Source organism: Microbispora triticiradicis, assembly GCF_005864065.1.
GTDB classification, from domain to species: Bacteria; Actinomycetota; Actinomycetes; order Streptosporangiales; family Streptosporangiaceae; genus Microbispora; species Microbispora triticiradicis.
Genome location: NZ_VANP01000011.1, coordinates 93,390 through 111,325, shown reverse-complemented (window position 1 = coordinate 111,325; position 17,936 = coordinate 93,390). Strand labels below are relative to the sequence as shown.

At 71.4% G+C, this 17,936-nt stretch carries 11 protein-coding genes and 1 tRNA gene; 3 read left to right on the top strand and 9 right to left on the bottom strand.

The annotated features are described in order from the left end of the window. Positions 1 to 16: 16 nt before the first annotated feature. Together FED44_RS25875 and FED44_RS25870 are read right to left on the bottom strand one after the other, a co-directional pair. A complete protein-coding gene (locus FED44_RS25875; protein WP_117408729.1) occupies positions 17 to 1,318 on the bottom strand; it encodes an ABC transporter substrate-binding protein in 1,302 nt (433 codons plus the stop codon). Between the two features lie 211 nt (positions 1,319 to 1,529). Beyond that, positions 1,530 to 2,126 carry an ANTAR domain-containing response regulator gene (locus FED44_RS25870; RefSeq protein ID WP_167521591.1) on the bottom strand — a complete coding sequence of 199 codons (597 nt, stop codon included), beginning with the start codon at positions 2,124 to 2,126 and terminating at the stop codon, positions 1,530 to 1,532. Positions 2,127 to 2,237: 111 nt separating this feature from the next. Here FED44_RS25870 and FED44_RS25865 point away from each other — a divergent pair. Both FED44_RS25865 and FED44_RS25860 read left to right on the top strand, forming a co-directional pair. Next, positions 2,238 to 2,320 (top strand) — tRNA-Leu (locus tag FED44_RS25865). A gap of 132 nt (positions 2,321 to 2,452) precedes the next feature. Beyond that, complete coding sequence (locus FED44_RS25860) at positions 2,453 to 3,139, top strand: helix-turn-helix domain-containing protein (RefSeq protein ID WP_316246883.1); 687 nt, start codon at positions 2,453 to 2,455, stop codon at positions 3,137 to 3,139. Between the two features lie 27 nt (positions 3,140 to 3,166). Here the strand turns inward: FED44_RS25860 and FED44_RS25855 are convergent, their stop codons facing one another. The 3 genes from FED44_RS25855 to pyk all read right to left on the bottom strand — a co-directional run bounded on the left by FED44_RS25855 (position 3,167) and on the right by pyk (position 8,455). Continuing rightward, on the bottom strand, positions 3,167 to 4,993 hold the full coding sequence (locus tag FED44_RS25855) for an ABC transporter ATP-binding protein (protein WP_138462352.1): 1,827 nt from the start codon (positions 4,991 to 4,993) through the stop codon (positions 3,167 to 3,169). Between the two features lie 83 nt (positions 4,994 to 5,076). Further along, the gene (locus FED44_RS25850; RefSeq protein ID WP_138462351.1) at positions 5,077 to 6,858 is read right to left on the bottom strand and encodes an ABC transporter ATP-binding protein; all 1,782 of its coding nucleotides are present in this window, start codon (positions 6,856 to 6,858) and stop codon (positions 5,077 to 5,079) included. A 163-nt stretch (positions 6,859 to 7,021) separates the two neighbouring features. After that, positions 7,022 to 8,455 carry a pyruvate kinase gene (gene pyk / locus FED44_RS25845; protein ID WP_138462350.1) on the bottom strand — a complete coding sequence of 478 codons (1,434 nt, stop codon included), beginning with the start codon at positions 8,453 to 8,455 and terminating at the stop codon, positions 7,022 to 7,024. Between the two features lie 105 nt (positions 8,456 to 8,560). Between pyk and FED44_RS25840 the strand changes: the two genes are divergently transcribed. Further along, the gene (locus FED44_RS25840) at positions 8,561 to 9,412 is read left to right on the top strand and encodes a hypothetical protein (protein ID WP_138462349.1); all 852 of its coding nucleotides are present in this window, start codon (positions 8,561 to 8,563) and stop codon (positions 9,410 to 9,412) included. On the opposite strand, the gene FED44_RS25835 is transcribed toward FED44_RS25840, so the two are convergent. The 4 genes from FED44_RS25835 to gltB form a co-directional block, all read right to left on the bottom strand. After that, positions 9,336 to 9,752 carry a DUF2784 domain-containing protein gene (locus FED44_RS25835; RefSeq protein WP_117408716.1) on the bottom strand — a complete coding sequence of 139 codons (417 nt, stop codon included), beginning with the start codon at positions 9,750 to 9,752 and terminating at the stop codon, positions 9,336 to 9,338. The two genes, FED44_RS25840 and FED44_RS25835, sit on opposite strands and share 77 nt — an antisense overlap. 117 nt (positions 9,753 to 9,869) lie before the next feature. Continuing rightward, complete coding sequence (locus FED44_RS25830) at positions 9,870 to 11,579, bottom strand: S8 family peptidase (protein ID WP_244302264.1); 1,710 nt, start codon at positions 11,577 to 11,579, stop codon at positions 9,870 to 9,872. A gap of 218 nt (positions 11,580 to 11,797) precedes the next feature. Then, positions 11,798 to 13,282 (bottom strand): glutamate synthase subunit beta, encoded by a 1,485-nt coding sequence (locus FED44_RS25825; protein ID WP_138462348.1) that lies wholly within the window; start codon positions 13,280 to 13,282, stop codon positions 11,798 to 11,800. A gap of 54 nt (positions 13,283 to 13,336) precedes the next feature. Then, a complete protein-coding gene (gltB, locus tag FED44_RS25820) occupies positions 13,337 to 17,878 on the bottom strand; it encodes a glutamate synthase large subunit (RefSeq protein WP_138462347.1) in 4,542 nt (1,513 codons plus the stop codon). Between the last annotated feature and the right edge of the window lie 58 nt (positions 17,879 to 17,936).

Genomic DNA, 17,936 nt, shown 5'->3' with positions numbered 1-17,936 from the left:
CCGTCGTGCCGCCCGCCTAGCCGGCGATCTTGCCGGTGTTGAAGGCGGTGTTCTTGTTGTTGTTGTCGGCGCCGTACTCGTAGATGCCGATCGTGGCCTCGGCCGGGTCACCGGCGTCGTTGAACTCGATCGGGCCCGACGCGCCGTCGAAGTCGATGTCCTTGCCCGCGGCCAGCAGGTCGGCGCAGGACTTGAAGTCCTTGCACTTCTCGCCGCCGGTGGACACCTCCTTCAGGTGGGCCGCGATGTCCTTGCCCGCGTCGCTCTTGGCGGCGGTCGCCGCGAGCGCGGTGAGGATCGTGGCGTCGTACGACTCGGGGCCGTAGTTGAAGTCCTTCAGGCTCGGGTCGACCGACTTCAGCTTCTCCTTGAAGTCGTCGGAGACCTGGGCGCCCGGCTGGGTGCCCTTCGCGCCGTCGAGCGTGCCCTTGGGGAACCCGTCCTTGCCGGTGCCGTAGTTGTGCAGGTTGCCGTCGACGAAGTAGTACTTCACCTTCTTGGCGGTCAGGCCCTGCTTGACCAGCTCGGGGACGATCTTCTTGGTCTCGTCGAACCCGATCAGCGCGACGGCCTTGGGGTTCTTCTCCTTGATCTTGGCGACGTCGGCCGAGTAGTCGGCCGCCTTCGGGTCGTAGATGACCTTCTCCACGACCTCGCCGCCGCCGCCCTCGACCGCCTTCTGCACGTTGTCGGCCAGGCCCGTGCCGTACGCGTCCTGGAGGGCGAGGATGCCCACCGTGTCGTTGCCGTCGGCGAGGATCAGGTCGCCGAGCACCCGGCCCTGGAGCACGTCCGGCGGCGCGGTGCGGAAGTACAGGCCCTTGTCGTTGTACGTGGTGAACTGGTCGGAGGTGTTCGCCGGCGAGATCTGCACGACGCCCGCACCAGTGATCTTGTCGATGACCGACAGCGACACCGAGGACGACGCGGCGCCCACGACCACGTCGGCCTTCTGCTGCAGCAACTTGTCGACAGACTGGGAGGCAATGTTGGTGGAGGTGTCACCCGAGTCCGTGTCGATCTCGGTCACCGGCTTGCCGAGGACACCGCCGGCGTCGTTGATCTCCTTCACGGCCAGCTTCACACCGGCGAACTCCGGCGGGCCGAGGAAGGCGAGCGAACCGGTCTGGGGCAGCAACGTGCCGATGGTGAGGACGCCGTCGCCCTGCGCGGCGGCGGGGGCCGCCGAGGAGGCCGCCGGCGCCGGGGCCGAGGCACTCGGGGCGGCGCTGTCCTCGCCACCGCCACAGGCCGCCAGCGCGAGGGTGGCGGCCGCGGCGACGGCCAGAGCCCGCCCGAGGGGGGCAATGCGGATCATGAAAGCATCTCCTTCATCCAGGCCCGGGAATCCGTCAGCGCTGCCGACTGTCCCGATCGACTGGCTGAAAGGTACATAGGCGGGGGTGCCCCCGACCAGGGATGCATCAGAACTGTCCGCACTTGGATGCGGAGTCGTAATAACTCCTCAACTTAGCGGCGCACGCCCCTGACCAGGAGTCTTCTCCTAGACGATCAGCACGGGCGCGTGGTCAGGCGGGCGCCGGGGCCCCGCCGCCGTTCTCGTTCACCACGATTTGCGCCACCTGGCGCATGCTCATGCGCCGGTCCATCGACGCCTTCTGGATCCACCGGAACGCCTGCGGCTCGGTCCACCCGTGCTGGGCCATGAGCAGGCCCTTCGCCCGCTCCACCAGCTTCCTGGTCTCCAGCCGCTCCGACAGCGTGGAGACCTCCTTCTCCAGCGCGGCCATCTCCTCGTGCCGGCTGACCGCCATCTCGATCGCGGGGACCAGGTCGCCCTTGGTGAACGGCTTGACCAGATAGGCCATGGCCCCCGCGTCCCTGGCCCGCTCCACCAGGTCGCGCTGCGAGAACGCGGTGAGGATGAGACAGGGGGCGATCCGTTCCGACACGATGCGCTCCGCCGCGGAGATCCCGTCGAGCACCGGCATCTTCACATCCAGGATCACCAGGTCCGGGCGGAGCTCCAGGGCCAGTTTGACCGCCGTCTCTCCGTCACCGGCCTCCCCGACCACGGCGTAGCCGTCCTCTTCGAGCATCTCCTTCAGGTCGAGGCGGATCAGCGCCTCGTCTTCCGCGATCACCACTCGCCGCTGCGTACTCACGCACAAGAGGTTACCGATGTCCGCTACATTGGAACCACGCCAGGTGGGGGTGATCGACTGGAAGCCGATCACTCTCGAAGCGGACATATCGGGACATAGCTCGATAAAAGAGCCGGAATGATGGAATGGCAGACATAGACGCCTCAAAAGCGTCCGTCCGAAAGGGCGTGCGGGTTCGAATCCCGCTTCCGGCACAATCCGTGACGATGTAAAAACTGTCGGTGGCGACTGGCATGGTCGGACCATGCACCCCCGGGAAACCGTCGACCGTGCCCTGCGCCTCTCCGCCCTCGGCTACAACGACCGTCAAGTGGCGGCGTTCTGCGGTGTCTCCCTCGGAGCCGGTCCAGAAGTGGCGGACCGGCGCCCGGCGTGCCAGGGAGGATCAGGACCGCAGGCGCAACACCAACTGCCCGCTCTGTCACGGACGCGCGCTCGACCGGCGGTCGTACGCCTATCTCCTCGGCCTCTATCTCGGCGACGGCCACATCGTCCTGTGCCGCAAGCGGGTCTACCGACTGTCGATCTTCTGCGGCGACACCTGGCCCGGCCTGATCGAAGCCGCCGCCCAGGCTCTCGCCGCAGTGATGCCGACCTCTTCCGTGAGCCGGCGACAGCACCCGGGCTGCACCGAGGTGAAGAGCTTCTCCACTCATTGGGCCTGTCTCTTTCCGCAGCATGGGCCGGGGAAGAAGCATCAGCGGGCCATCGTGCTGGCGGGCTGGCAGGAGGAGATCGTCGCCGAGCATCCGGGTCTCTTCGCACGCGGTCTCATCCACTCGGACGGCTACCGGGGGACGAACCGGGTCCGGCGGCCGGTCGGCGGGGAGGACAAGTGGTACGAGTACCCGCGATACCTGTTCAAGAACGAGTCGGCCGACATCCTCCGGCTGTGCGGCGAGACGCTGGACCGCCTCGGCGTCGCATGGCGCCACAACAAACCCAACGAGATCTCGGTCGCCAGACGCGACGCCGTGGCCCGCCTCGACCAGTTCGTTGGCCCCAAGTACTGACGATCACATGGCCGCCCGAAGCGACGGTCAGGCGAGGCTGTCGAGCCAGGCGTGGTGGAGGCGGGCGAACCGCCCGGAGCGGGCGATCAGCCGGTCGGGCGGGCCGTCCTCCACGATCCGGCCGTGCTCCATGACGAGCACCCGGTCGGCGATCTCGACGGTGGACAGGCGGTGGGCGATGATCAGCGCGGTCCGGTCGGCGAGGATCGTCCGCAGCGCCCGCTGCACGAGCCGCTCGCTGGGCACGTCGAGGCTGGAGGTGGCCTCGTCCAGGATCAGCACGGCGGGGTCGGCGAGGAAGGCCCGGGCGAAGGCGACAAGCTGCCGCTGCCCCGCCGACATCCGGCCGCCGCGCTTGCCGACCTGCGTCTCGTACCCCTCGGGGAGGGTGGAGACGAACGTGTGAGCGCCGATGGCCTCCACGGCCCGCACGATCTCCGCGTCCGGCGCGCCGGGCCGCCCGAACCGCACGTTGTCCGCGATCGTCCCGCTGAACAGGTAGTTCTCCTGGGTGACCATCACCACGTGGCGGCGCAGGGTGTCCTCGTCGAGGTCGCGCAGGTCCACGCCGTCGAGCAGCACCCGTCCGGCGACCGGGTCGTGGAACCGGGCGATGAGCTTGGCCAGCGTGGTCTTGCCCGCGCCGGTCGTGCCGACGACGGCGACCGTCTGCCCGGCGGGGATCTCCAGGTCGAGCAGCGGCAGCACCGGCGGGCCCTCGGCATAGGCGAACCGGACGGTCTCGAAGCGCAGTGCCCCGGCGGCGTTCGGCAGCGGCGCCGGACGAGCGGGCTCGGCCACCGCCGGCCGTTCCTCAAGCACCCCCGACAGCTTCTCCAGCGCCGCACCCGCCGACTGGAGGGCGTTGTAGAACTGCGAGATCTCCTGCATCGGCTCGTAGAACTGGCGCAGGTAGAGCAGGAACGCGGCGAGCACGCCGACCGTGACCGTGCCGCGCAGGGCGAGCATGCCGCCGTACAGCAGGACGGCGGCGACCGTGACGTTGCCGATCAGCTTGATGCCGGGCATGAACACGGCCACCAGGCGCGAGCCGCGCACGTTGGCGTCGCGGTAGTCCGCGTTGAGCCGTTCGAAGATCTCCTGGTTGCGCGGCTCGCGGCGGAACGCCTGCACCGCCCGGATCCCGGTCATCGACTCGACGAAGTGGACGATGACCAGTGCGACGGCCTCCCGCGTACGGCGGTAGGTGACGCTCGACTCCCGGCGGAACCACCGGGTGAACAGCAGCAGGACCGGCAGCGGCAGCAGCGCCACCAGACCGAGGTGCACGTCGAGCACCAGCAGCATGACCGCGGTGCCGCACAGGGTGAGCACGGCGGTGACGAGGCCGTCGAACCCGGAGTCGAGCAGTTCGGCGATCGCGTCCACGTCGGAGGTCAGCCGGGAGATGACCCGCCCTGAGGTGTACTTCTCGTGGAACGACAGCGACAGCCGCTGGAAGTGGTCGAAGACCCGGCGGCGCAGCTCCAGCAGGGTGTCCTGCCCGATCCGGCCCGCCATCTGCAGGAACGCCTGCCGGGTGAGCGCCTGCGTGAGCGCGGCCAGCAGCACCGCGGCCACGACGGTCAGCAGGGTCCCCGCGCCCTGCCCGCGCAGCATCGGCGGGATCCCGTCGTCGATGCCCCTCTTCACCAGGTACGGCAGGGCCAGCCCGGCGGCGTTGGACACGACGATGACCGCGGTGAGCACGGCGATCGCCCGGCGGTGCGGGCGGAGCAGGTCGCCGAGCAGGCGGCGGGACCGGGTCCGCAGCAGCAGGGAGACCCGTTCGGAGATCTCGTCCCGGTCCTCCGCCGCGACCCCCCGCCAGGCGGTGTTTCCCGCTTCGCTCATCGGGAGCGCGCTCCTCAGTCCAGACCGGCGGCGCGCCCCTCCGGCTCGCTCGGTGTTTCCCGCTTCGCTGCCGGTGTCGTGAGTCATGGCGCGGATCTCTCGGCGTCGAGGCCGGCGTCCTGGGCGAGCAGTTCGCGGTATTCCGGCACCGTGGCCAGCAGGTCGCCGTGGCGTCCGACGTGGGCGATGGTGCCGTCGCGCAGCAGCGCCACGCGGTCGGCGAGCAGCACCGTCGAGGCGCGGTGGGCCACGACGATGCCGGTGGCGTCGGCGAGCACACGGCGCAGCGCCTCCTCCACCAGCGCCTCGGTCTCCACGTCGAGCGCCGACAGGGTGTCGTCGAGCACGAGCACGCGCGGCCGGCCGAGCACGGCCCGGGCCAGCGCCAGCCGCTGCCGCTGGCCGCCCGACAGCGACATGCCCTGCTCGCCGATGCGGGTGTCGAGCCCCCACGGCAGGTCGTAGGCGAACGTCGCCTGCGAGATCTCCAGGGCCTGTCTGATCTCCTCCTCGGTGGCGTCGCCCCGGCCGAGCGTGACGTTCTCGCGCACGCTCATGGAGAACAGCGTGGGCTCCTCGAACGCGGTGGCGACCACCGAGCGCAGCGAGGCCAGCGACAGGTGCCGTACGTCGTGCCCGTCGATGGTGACGCGGCCCGCGGTGACGTCGCACAGGCGGGGCACGAGGGTGGTCAGGGTCGTCTTGCCCGAACCCGTGGCCCCGACGACGGCGACGGTCTCCCCCGGCCGCACCTCCAGCCAGACGTCGCGCAGCACCGGGCGGTCCGCGCCGGGGAAGCGGAACTCCACGCCCTCGAAGCGGACGTGGCCGCGGGGGCGTTCGATGACGTCCGCGCCGCCGCGGATCGCGGGGACCGTGTCGAGCACCTCGACGACCCGGTCGGCCGAGGTCATCGCCTCCTGCCCCATGGCGAGGATGTAGCCGAGGGAGGCGACCGGCCAGACGAGCTGGAGGACCAGCGTGGTGAACGCGACCAGCGTGCCGAGCGTCAGCGCGCCGGCCCCGACCGCGATCGCGCCGAGCAGCAGGACCAGCGCGAGAGTGACGTTCGGCACCACTTCGAGGAAGGTGAAGAACCGGGAGGCCAGGCGGACCTTCCCCAGGGCGGTGCGGCGGACCTCGCGCGCGGCGGCGGCGTACCCGCCGAAGACGTGCTCGCGCCGCCCGAACGCCTTGACGGTGCGGACTCCGACGGCCGACTCCTCGACGAGCGTCGCGAGGTCGCCCTGCTGGTCCTGCAGCCGGCGGGAGATGCCGATGTAGCGCCGCTCGAACCGCAGCGACAGGGCCACGACCGGGAGCGCGGAGGCGGCGACGAGCAGGCCGAGCGGCCAGTACATCCGGAGGAGCACCACCGTCACCGCGGTGAGCTGCAGGATGTTCATGATCAGGAACAGCACGCCGAACCCGAGGAACCGGCGGATCGTCGACAGGTCGCTCGTCGCGCGGGACAGCAGCTGGCCCGACTGCCACCCGTCGTGGAAGCTCATCGGCAGCCGCTGGAGCCGCCGGTAGAGGTCGTCGCGGATCGCGGTCTCGAGGCCGAGGACCGGCCCTGCCTGCGACCACCGGCGGACGAACGTGAGAAGCGCCTCGGTCACGCCGAGGCCGAGGGCGAGCAGCCCGAGCGGGACCAGCCCGGCCAGGTCCCCATGGGCCACCGGCCCGTCGATGATCTCCTTGCCGACGAGGGGGATCACCGTGCCGGCCGCGATGCCGCCGAGTGCCGCGAACCACGAGACGACCAGGCTGCCGGCGTACGGCCGCAGGTAGGTCCGCAGCCGCCACAGCGAGCGCCACGACGACCGGCTGTGGACGGGCCCGGGGGTCTGGGGGGATGCCATCAACGGGCGCAGCGCTCCTCCGGCGTCTGACAGGACGGATTACTCGCTCCTGCCATGCTCCGTCGAAGAACGCCACGCCCGCAAGCGGTTTGACCCCGCCGCCGGGGATCACAGCTCCCGCGGGGGCCGGGCCCTCAAGGCTCGGCCCCGCGGGCCGCCGGTGTCAGCCCGCCGGGTGGGCGACGAGCGAGCCGACGGTGTGGACGCGCAGCGCGTTGGTGGACCCGTGGTTGCCGGGCGGGGAGCCCGCCACGACGACGATCTTGTCGCCCTTCTCGCACACGCCGAGCGCGAGCAGCGAGGCCTCCACCTGGCGCACCATGTCGTCGGTGTGGTGGACGAACGGCACCTCGAACGTCTCGACGCCCCAGGTGAGCGCCAGCTGGCCGCGCACCTGCGGGTTGGAGGTGAAGGCGAGCAGCGGGATCGACGAGCGGTAGCGCGCCAGACGGCGGGCGGTCTCACCGGACATCGTGAACGCCACCAGGGCCTTGGCCTTGACGATCGCGCCGACCTCGGCCGCCGCGCGGGCGATGGCGCCGCCGGTCGTCTCGGGCAGCCGGTCCAGGTTGTGGGTGGCCTGCAGCGTGGTGCCCTCCGCCGCGACCGCGATGCGGTCCATCGTGGCCACCGACTCGATCGGGTAGGTGCCGACCGAGGTCTCGCCGGACAACATCACCGCGTCGGCGCCGTCCATCACCGCGTACGCGACGTCGGACGCCTCGGCGCGGGTGGGCCGCGGGGCGCTCATCATCGAGTCGAGCATCTGGGTGGCCACGATGACCGGGTGGGCCTTCTCGCGGCACAGCTCGATGATGCGGCGCTGGACGATCGGCACCTGCTCCAGCGGAAGCTCGACGCCGAGGTCGCCGCGGGCGACCATCACGCCGTCGAAGGCGTCGACGATCGCCTCCAGGCACTCGACGGCCTGCGGCTTCTCGATCTTGGCGAGGAGCGGGAGCCGGACGCCCTCCTCCTCCATGATCCCGTGGACGAGGGCGGCGTCCTCCGGCGACCGGACGAACGACAGGGCGATCATGTCGAAGCCGGTGCGAAGGGCCCAGCGCAGGTCCTCCTCGTCCTTCTCCGTGAGCGCCGGCGCGCTGACGGCGACGCCGGGGAGGTTGAGGCCCTTGTTGTCGGAGATCATGCCGCCGATGACGACGCGGGTGACGACGCGCGGTCCCTCGACCGCGGTCACCTCGAGGTTCAGCCGTCCGTCGTCGACGAGGATGGTGTCGCCGGGACTGACGTCGCCGGGCAGGCCATCGTAGGTGGTGGACACGATGTCACGGTCCCCGGGGACGTCCTCGGTGGTGATGGTGAAGACGTCGCCGAAGCCGAGCCGGACGGGGCCGGAGGCGAAGCGTCCGACGCGGATCTTGGGACCCTGGAGGTCGGCGAGGACGCCGACGGCGCAGCCAAGCTCGTCGGCGGCGGCCCTGACCCGGTCGAACACCTCCTTGTGCAGCTCGTGGCTGCCGTGGGAGAGGTTGAAACGGGCCACGTTCATGCCCGCCTTGATGAGCTCGCGAAGGCGCTCCGGTGAGGAGGTGGCGGGCCCGAGGGTACAGACGATCTTTGCTCGACGACTCACGACACTACCCTAATTGGTACAGACCACTCGATGTGACGGCACATACAGCCGTCGCCAAATGTTCAGACACTTCACGCGATCACCCGCGTGCCCTAGCCTGCAGCCATGGAACGTACCCGGGCATGGGGGGCGATAACGGCGCTGTTCACCCTGGCGGCGTGCGGAGGACAGGCTACCGAATCTCCCGCTCCTCCGCCGGGCGTTTCGGTGTCCCTGAACCAGTGGCGCAGCGACGAGGCGGCCCACGAGCTCGAGGTGTCCGTGCGCAACGACGGCGACGCCCCCGTCCGGTTCCTGGACGTGCAACTCGTCACCGGCTCCTTCGCCACACTCCCGCCTACCCGGGTGGACTCCACGCTCGGCCGGACTCCGCGCACCGACCTGCGGATCCCCTACGGCGAGGCGCGGTGCGACCCCGCGACGATCCCGCCGGTGCGCCCCGCCGTCGTCGTCGCGAACGTGCAGGCGGGCGAGGGGCCGGCGCACAGGGTGGAGTTCCCCGTACGCCATCCGGACCCGCTGCTGGCGGGGCTGGTGAAGGCCGAGTGCGGGGCGTACCTCCTGCGCCTGGCGGCGGATGTCACCTTCGGCGACACCTGGACCAGGGCGGGCCGGACGCTGCGCGGGGTGCTCCTGGTGACCAGGAAGCGGGGCGCGGAGCCGGTGACGATCGACGAGCTGGGCGGCACCACGCACTACGACATGAGGCCGCTGTCGGGCCGGAGCCGCCCGGTCGCGGTGCTGGAGGCGGGGACGCCGCGTCTGGAGATCCCGGTGGAGGTCACCCCCGCCCGCTGCGACTGGCACGCCTTCGCCGAGGCGAAGAAGGCGTACCTGTTCCCGATCTACGGGAGGGTGGGGGCGGGCGAGCGGCGCTACCTCATCGCGACGCCTCCGGCGCCGGTGCAGCGGACGTTCCTGTCGTACGCGGAGGACGTCTGCGGCGTCGGCGGATGACGACCGCCAGACCGGCCCAGGAGACGAGCACGACGGCGATCACCGCCAGCCGGACGGCCGTGACGTACTCCTCCGGATAGACGATCCCTTCGATGTAGGTGTCGATGAAGCCGCCGGGCAGCAGGCCGCGCTCCCCCGCCCGGGCGCGCCCCCAGTTCTCCAGCGCGGTCAGCGGGCACTCCACCAGCCCGGTGAGCTGGACCAGCGCCCAGGCGCACAGCGCGAGGTGCGGCCAGGCCAGCCGGGGCCGCCACCAGGCGGGGAAACCGCCCAGGGCGATGTAGGCGATGACCAGGAAGTGCACGGCCATCGTGGCCTGCCAGACGAACCGGTAGATCATGATCTGCCCTCCCGAGAGGCCGAGGGTAGATCGCCGTCCGGCCGCCGGGCATCCGGCGGCCTACTCAGTTCGATACTCATCCGGGCCAGTACTCATCCGGGCCGATACTCAGACGGGTCAGCGGGCGACGGTCGCGGCCCGGGCGGCGTCGATCAGTCCGTGGCCGAAGAAGCCGTTCCGGCTCGCGGGGCCCTCGCAGACCTGCGTCTCGCCGGTCCCGTAGCGGTAGGTGCGGGGCGAGGGGCAGTCCTTCGGCGTCGCCGTGGCGTACAGCAGGCGCTCCACCTCCGCGGGGTCCATCTGGAGCCCGCCCCGGCCCGGCTTGCCGAACCGCCCGATGATGATGGCCGCCACGCCGGTCACGTGCGGCGCCGCCATCGAGGTGCCCTCCATGTACTGGTAGTAGGCGCACTTCCCGGCCCGGCACTCGCGGATCACCGAGTTGTCCTTCGGCACGCCCTTGGCGTCGAGGCGCCCCTGGGCGCGCAGGACGTGCTCGGGGGCGGCGGCGAGGATCTCCCGGCTCGGCCCCCGCAGCGCGGTGCCGCCGTCGAAGACGTCACCGCCCGGCGCCGCGATGTCGGTCTGCTCGGTGCCGTAGTCGGAGTACGGCGCCTTGCGGCCGCTCGGGCCGACCGCGGACACCGAGATGACGCCGTCGAGTTCGGCCGGGACGTTACGGCAGGAGTTGTCGACGGACCGGTTCTTCTCGGAGCCCCTCGGGAAGTCCGGGCTGGTGGTGTCCGTCTTCGGCTTGCCGAGGTCTCCCCCGGCGTTCCCGATGGCGGTGATCAGCGTGACGCCGTGCGACCGGGCGTAGTTCACCGCCCGCCGCATCCCCTCCAGGATCGCCCGCTGCTCCGACCGCTCGGCGGGCGTGTCATCGGGGTTGTCCGGGCAGTTGAACGTCCACGGGTCGACGTAGAAGCTCATGTTGACCACGTCGACGCCGATGTCGGCGGCGTACTCCAGGGCGTCCAGGGTCGGCTTGAGGAAGAAGAAGCCCGAGTCGGTGCCGGCGCGCAGGTTGACCAGCGACACGTCGGGGGCGACCCCGGCGACGCCGATGCCGTTGATCGGCGACCCGATCGTGCTCGCGACGTGGGTGCCGTGGCCGTCGTCGTCGACGTCGGCCGGGTCCTTGCACCCCTTGTACTCGCAGGGCCCGTCGAGCTTCTTCCCGTTGGGGTCGATGGGCTGGTCGGTCACGAAGTTGCGGCTCAGCGCCCGGTTGAAGTTCGGCGCGATGTCCGGGTGCCTGCCGTCGACGCCGGTGTCCATCACGCCGACCAGCACCTTGCGGCTGCCCCTCGCCTTCGCGTAGGAGCCCGTGGGCGTGGCGCCGATCATCCTCATGTTCCACTGCCGGTCGGCGAGCGGCTCCGCGCCGCCCGCGCGCGCGGCCGTGCCCGGGCGCGACGCGCCGGGGAGCGTACGCCCCGGCCCGGCGGAGACGGGAGCGTCGGCGGTCCGGCCGATGGGGCGGTCGCGGGCGACGCCGACCACGGCGGGGTCGTCGCCGATCCGCTCGGGCGCGGACGTGCGCACGACGAGATAGCCGAGGCGGTCGTCGCGGACCCGCACCGTGCCGCCGGCGGCCTCGGCCGCCCGCTGCGCGGCGGCCCGCCCGCCGTCCACGTAGAAGACCAGGTAGTCACCGGCCTGCCCGCTTCCCGACGGGCTTGACGAGCTGGATGGGCCTGCTGGGCTCGGTGTGCTCAGCGCGACCGGTATGCCCGGTATCCCTGGCGTGCCCGACGGGGCGCCCGGCCCGCCGAGCAGTGCGACCGACATGATGGCCCCGGCGAGCCGCCCCCGTGCGCGCAACGCTCCTCCTCGATTCCGGGCCCGTTGATCGGGCTCAGCATCTTCCCGGCAGCCGGCCGCACGTAGCAACCCGCCGGCCCGCGTGGCCCGAGGGCCGCACGGGCCGGCCGCCGCGCGGCGTGGCCTCCCGAGATGGAGGTATTCCCGATTTGCCGCGTGACGCCGCCGGAACGCGGTCCGGTCCCCTGAGGACCGCGTTCCGGCGGCTCACATCGCGATCAGACGAGGGGCCGCGCCGTCGGGGGGATCGGCACGGGCAGGACCGTACGGCCGCTCAGGTGCTGGTCGACCGCCGCCGCCGCGGACCGGCCCTCGGCGATCGCCCACACGATCAGCGACTGGCCGCGGCCCATGTCACCGGCGGAGAACACGCCCTCCACCGACGTCTCGTACGAGGAGTTCCTGGCCACGTTGCCACGGGCGTCGAAGAACGACTCCGGGTCGCCCGACAGGGCGGCGAGGTCGTTCAGCAGCGGGCCCTTCTCCGGGCCGAGGAAGCCCATGGCGAGGGTGACCAGGTCGGCCGGGATCTCCCGCTCGGTGCCGGGGATCGGCGCGAACCCCGCCGCCGGGCCCTCGACCTCGACCAGGCGCAGCGCCCGCACGTTGCCCTCGTCGTCACCGGCGAACTCGGTGGTGGACACCGCGTACACGCGGTCGCCCGCCCCGGCCTCCAGCTCCTCGTGCGCGCTCTCCATCTTGAACAGCATCGGGTACGTCGGCCACGGCTGGCTGCCGGGACGGGCCGCCGGCGGCCTCGGCATGATCTCCAGCTGGGTGACCGACAGCGCGCCCTGCCGGATCGCGGTGCCGATGCAGTCGGCGCCGGTGTCGCCGCCGCCGATCACGACGACGTGCTTGCCCTCCGCCGAGATCGGCGATTCGGCGTAGTCGCCCTCCTGGGCCTTGTTGGCCGGGGGGAGATACTCCATCGCCTGGTAGACGCCCTTGAGATCGCGGCCGGGCACCGGCAGGTCGCGCCACGCCGTGGCGCCGCCCGCGAGCACGATCGCGTCGAACTCCTCGCGCAGCTCGGCCGCCGTGACGTCCACGCCGACGTTGACGCCGGTGCGGAACTCGGTGCCCTCGGCCTCCATCTGGGCGATGCGGCGGTCGACGTGCCGCTTCTCCATCTTGAACTCGGGGATGCCGTAGCGGAGCAGCCCGCCGATCCGGTCGGCCCGCTCGAACACGACCACGTCGTGCCCGGCGCGGGTGAGCTGCTGCGCGGCCGCGAGGCCGGCCGGGCCGGAGCCGACGACCGCGACCTTGCGGCCGGTCTTGACGGCGGGCGGCTGCGGCGTGACCCAGCCCTCGGCGAAGGCCCGGTCGACGATCTCGACCTCCACCCGCTTGATCGCGACCGGGTCGGAGTTGATGCCGAGCACGCACGCCGACTCACACGGAGCGGGGCACAGGCGGCCGGTGAACTCCGGGAAGTTGTTGGTCGCGTGCAGCCGCTCGATCGCCTCGCGCCAGTCGTCGCGGTAGACGAGGTCGTTCCACTCGGGGATGAGGTTCCCGAGCGGGCAGCCGTTGTGGCAGAACGGGATGCCGCAGTCCATGCAGCGGGCCGCCTGCTTGGACAACGCGGGCTTGGGGAAGTCCTCGTAGACCTCGCGCCAGTCGCGGATGCGCACGTCGACCGGGCGGCGCGCCGGCAGCTCGCGCCCGTGTGTCAGGAACCCCTTCGGGTCAGCCATCGGTGTACCCCCCTTATCGTCGCGTGGGAATGGTGGTGATGACGCTCATCGGCGTCACCCGTGGGCGGCGGCCATGACCGCCTCGTCGATGTCGCGGCCCTCGGCCTCGGCGGCGGCCCGCGCCAGCAGGACCCGCTTGTAGTCGGACGGCATGATCTTGGCGAACCGGCCGAGCGCGGCGTCCCAGTCCGCCAGCAGCGCCTTGGCCACCGTGGACCCGGTCTCCGTGAGGTGCCTGTCGACGATCTCCCGCAGGAACTCGGCGTCCTCGTCGTCCAGCGCCTCGAGCTCGACCATCTCGCGGTTGACCCGCTCGGGCCGCAGGTCGAGCACGTAGGCCACGCCGCCCGACATGCCGGCGGCGAAGTTGCGGCCGGTCGCGCCGAGGACGACGGCCCGGCCGCCGGTCATGTACTCGCAGCCGTGGTCTCCCACGCCCTCGACGACGGCGGTGGCGCCGGAGTTGCGGACGCAGAACCGCTCGCCCACGATGCCGCGGACGAAGACCTCGCCGGACGTCGCGCCGTACAGGCCGACGTTGCCCGAGACGACCTGCGTCTCGGCCTCGAACGGAGCGTCGGGGTGCGGCCGGACCACGATCCGGCCGCCCGACAGGCCCTTGCCGAGGTAGTCGTTGGCGTCGCCGGTCAGCCGCAGCGTGACGCCGCGCGGCACGAACGCGCCGAACGAGTTGCCCGCCGAGCCGGTGAACGACACGTCGATCGTGTTGTCGGGCAGGCCCTCGCCGCCGTACCGCTTGGTCACCTCGTGGCCGAGCATGGTGCCGACCGTGCGGTTGACGTTGCGGATGGGCAGCTCCAGCGTGACCGGCTCGCCGAGGTTCAGCGCGCCCTCGGCGAGCTGGATCAGCGTGTTGTCCAGCGCCTTGTCGAGCCCGTGGTCCTGCTCGGCGACCCTGCGGCGCGGGGTGCCCTCGGGCAGCTCCGGCTGGTGCAGGATCGGCGACAGGTCGAGGCCGGCGGCCTTCCAGTGCTCGACCGCGCGGGTGGTGTCGAGCAGGTCGGCCCGCCCGATGACCTCGTCCAGCGAGCGGTAGCCGAGCTCGGCGAGGTACTCGCGCACCTCCTGGGCGACGAACTCGAAGAAGTTCACCACGAACTCGGGCTTGCCGCTGAACCGCTTGCGCAGCTCGGGGTTCTGCGTGGCCACGCCCACCGGGCAGGTGTCGAGGTGGCAGACCCGCATCATGACGCAGCCGGAGACGACCAGCGGAGCGGTGGCGAAGCCGTACTCCTCGGCGCCGAGCAGCGCCGCGATGACCACGTCGCGGCCGGTCTTGAGCTGGCCGTCGGCCTGCACGACGATGCGGTCGCGCAGCCCGTTGAGCAGCAGCGTCTGCTGGGTCTCGGCCAGGCCGAGCTCCCAGGGGGCGCCCGCGTGCTTGACCGAGGTCAGCGGGGAGGCGCCGGTGCCGCCGTCGTGGCCGGAGATCAGCACGACGTCGGCGTGGGCCTTGCTGACGCCCGCCGCCACGGTCCCGACCCCGACCTCGGCGACCAGCTTCACGTGGACGCGGGCGCGCGGGTTGGAGTTCTTCAGGTCGTGGATGAGCTGGGCGAGGTCCTCGATCGAGTAGATGTCGTGGTGCGGCGGCGGCGAGATGAGGCCGACGCCGGGGGTGGAGTGCCGGGTCTTGGCGATCCACGGGTACACCTTGTGGCCGGGCAGCTGGCCGCCCTCGCCGGGCTTGGCGCCCTGCGCCATCTTGATCTGCAGGTCGTCCGCGTTGACCAGGTATTCGCTGGTCACGCCGAACCGGCCGGAGGCCACCTGCTTGATCGCGCTGCGCCGCTCGGGGTCGTGCAGCCGCTCGGGGTCCTCGCCGCCCTCGCCGGTGTTCGACTTGGCGCCGAGCCGGTTCATCGCGATGGCCAGCGTCTCGTGCGCCTCCATGGAGATGGAGCCGTACGACATGGCGCCGGTGGAGAACCGCTTGACGATCGACTCGACCGGCTCGACCTCGTCGATCGGGATCGGCGCGCCGGCGGGGCGCAGCCTGAACAGGCCGCGCAGCGTCATGAGCTTCTCGGACTGCCCGTCCACGAGGGACGTGTACTCCTTGAAGATCTCGTACCGCCGGGTGCGGGTGGAGTGCTGGAGCTTGAAGACGGTGGTCGGGTTGAACAGGTGCGGCTCGCCCTCGCGGCGCCACTGGTACTCGCCGCCGACCTCCAGCCGCCGGTGCGGGTTCTCCGCGCGGGGGTAGGCCCGCGCGTGCCGCTCCAGCGCCTCCCTGGCCAGCACGTCGAAGCCGACGCCGCCGAGGCGGGAGGTGGTGCCGGTGAAGCACCCGTCGATGACCTCGGCGCCGAGGCCGAGCGCCTCGAAGATCTGCGCGCCGGTGTAGGAGGCGACCGTGGACACGCCCATCTTGGACATGACCTTCAGGACGCCCTTGCCGTACGCCTTGATCAGGTTGCGGACGGCCTTGCGCGGGTCCAGGTCGAGCTGACCGGTCGCGATCATGTCCTCGACCGTCTCCAGGGCGAGGTAGGGGTTGATCGCGCTGGCGCCATAGCCGACGAGCAGGGCCATGTGGTGGCACTCGCGGGCCTCGCCGGTCTCGATCACCAGGCCGACCCGGGTGCGGGACTTCTCCCGGATGAGGTGGTGGTGCACCGCGCCGGTGAGCAGCAGCGACGGGATCGGCGCCCGCTCGCGGGAGGACCCGCGGTCGGACAGCACGATGATCCGGGCGCCGTCCTCGATGGCCCGGGAGACCTCCAGGCGGATCTCCTCCAGCCGCCGCACCAGCGCCTCGCCGCCGCCGGCGGCGTCGAACAGGCCGGACACGACGTACGGCTGGAAGCCGGGCAGCGCGCCCTCGTCGTTGATGTGGACGATCTTCGCGAGCTCGTCGTTGTCGATCACCGGGTAGGGCAGCACGAGCCGGCGGCACGAGGCCGGGCCGGGGTCGAGCAGGTTGCCCTCGGGGCCGATCGTCGACTGCAGCGAGGTGACGAGCTCCTCGCGGATGGCGTCCAGCGGCGGGTTGGTGACCTGCGCGAAGAGCTGGCTGAAGTAGTCGAACAGCAGCCGCGGCTTCTCGCTCAGCACGGCGACAGGGCTGTCGGTGCCCATCGAGCCGATCGGCTCGGCGCCGTTCCGCGCCATCGGCGTGAGGATGATCCGGAGCTCCTCCTCGGTGTAGCCGAAGGTCTGCTGCCGCTTGACCAGCGCCTCGTGGGTGGGGTGCTCGTGCTCGCGCTCGGGCAGCTCCTCGAAGCGGACCAGGCCCGCGTGCAGCCACTCGCCGTACGGCTCGGCGGCGGCGAGCTCGGCCTTGATCTCGTCGTCCTCGATGATCCGGCCGCGCGCGGTGTCCACGAGGAACATCCGGCCCGGCTGCAGGCGGCCCTTGCGGACCACCTTCTCCTGCGGGATGTCGGACAGCACGCCGGCCTCGGAGGCGAGCACGACCAGGCCGTCGTCGGTGACCCAGAACCGGCCCGGGCGCAGGCCGTTGCGGTCCAGGACCGCGCCGACCAGCGTGCCGTCGGAGAAGGTGATCGACGCGGGGCCGTCCCACGCCTCCATGAGGGTGGAGTGGAACTCGTAGAAGGCCCGGCGGGCCGGGTCCATCTCGGTGTGGTTCTCCCATGCCTCCGGGATCATCATCAGCACGGCGTGCGGCAGCGACCTGCCGCCGAGGTGCAGCAGCTCCAGTGTCTCGTCGAACGAGGCGGTGTCGGAGCCGTCCGGGTCGCAGATGGGGAACAGCCGCCGCAGGTCGCCCGGGATCAGGCCGGTGGCGAGCATCGCCTCGCGGGCGCGCATCCAGTTGCGGTTGCCCCGGACGGTGTTGATCTCGCCGTTGTGCGCGACGTACCGGTACGGGTGGGCCAGCGGCCAGGAGGGGAAGGTGTTGGTCGAGAAGCGCGAGTGGACGAGCGCGATGGCGCTGACGTAGCGCTCGTCGGACAGGTCGGCGAAGAACGGCTCGACCTGCAGCGAGGTCAGCATGCCCTTGTAGACGATGGTCCGCGAGGACAGCGAGGAGAAGTAGACGTCCGCCTCGTGCTCGGCGCGCTTGCGGAAGGCGAACACGATCCGGTCGAGGTCGACGCCGGTCTCGCCGCCGGGCGAGGTCACGAACAGCTGCGCGAAGTGGGGCATGGCCGCCCGCGCGGTGGCACCGGGCAGGTCGCGGTCCACCGGCAGCTCGCGCCAGCCGAGGATGCTCACGCCCTCCTCCGCGGCGATCCGCTCGATGGTCTCGATCGCGGCGGCCCTCGCCTGCCCGTCCGCCGGCAGGAACGCGGCGCCCGCGGCGTACGCGCCCTCCGCGGGCAGCTCACTGTGCCATCCCAGATCGGCCACCACGGCGCGGAAGAACGCGTCGGGGATCTGGGTGAGGATGCCCGCGCCGTCGCCGGTGTCCGGCTCGCTGCCGCTCGCGCCCCGGTGGTCGAGGTTGCGGAGGGCAGTCAGTGCCTTGGCGACGATGTCGTAACTGCGGCGACCCTGCACGTCCGCGACCATGGCGACGCCACAGGCGTCATGCTCGAAGGCGGGGTCGTAGAGTCCCTGAGGCTCGGGGAGACCTCCGGGAAGGCCAAGGCGGGCAGCAGGCATGTAGTCACTCCCGTCGTCAACTTCTGCGTGGAACAGAGGGACGACGCTGGCCCTGCTG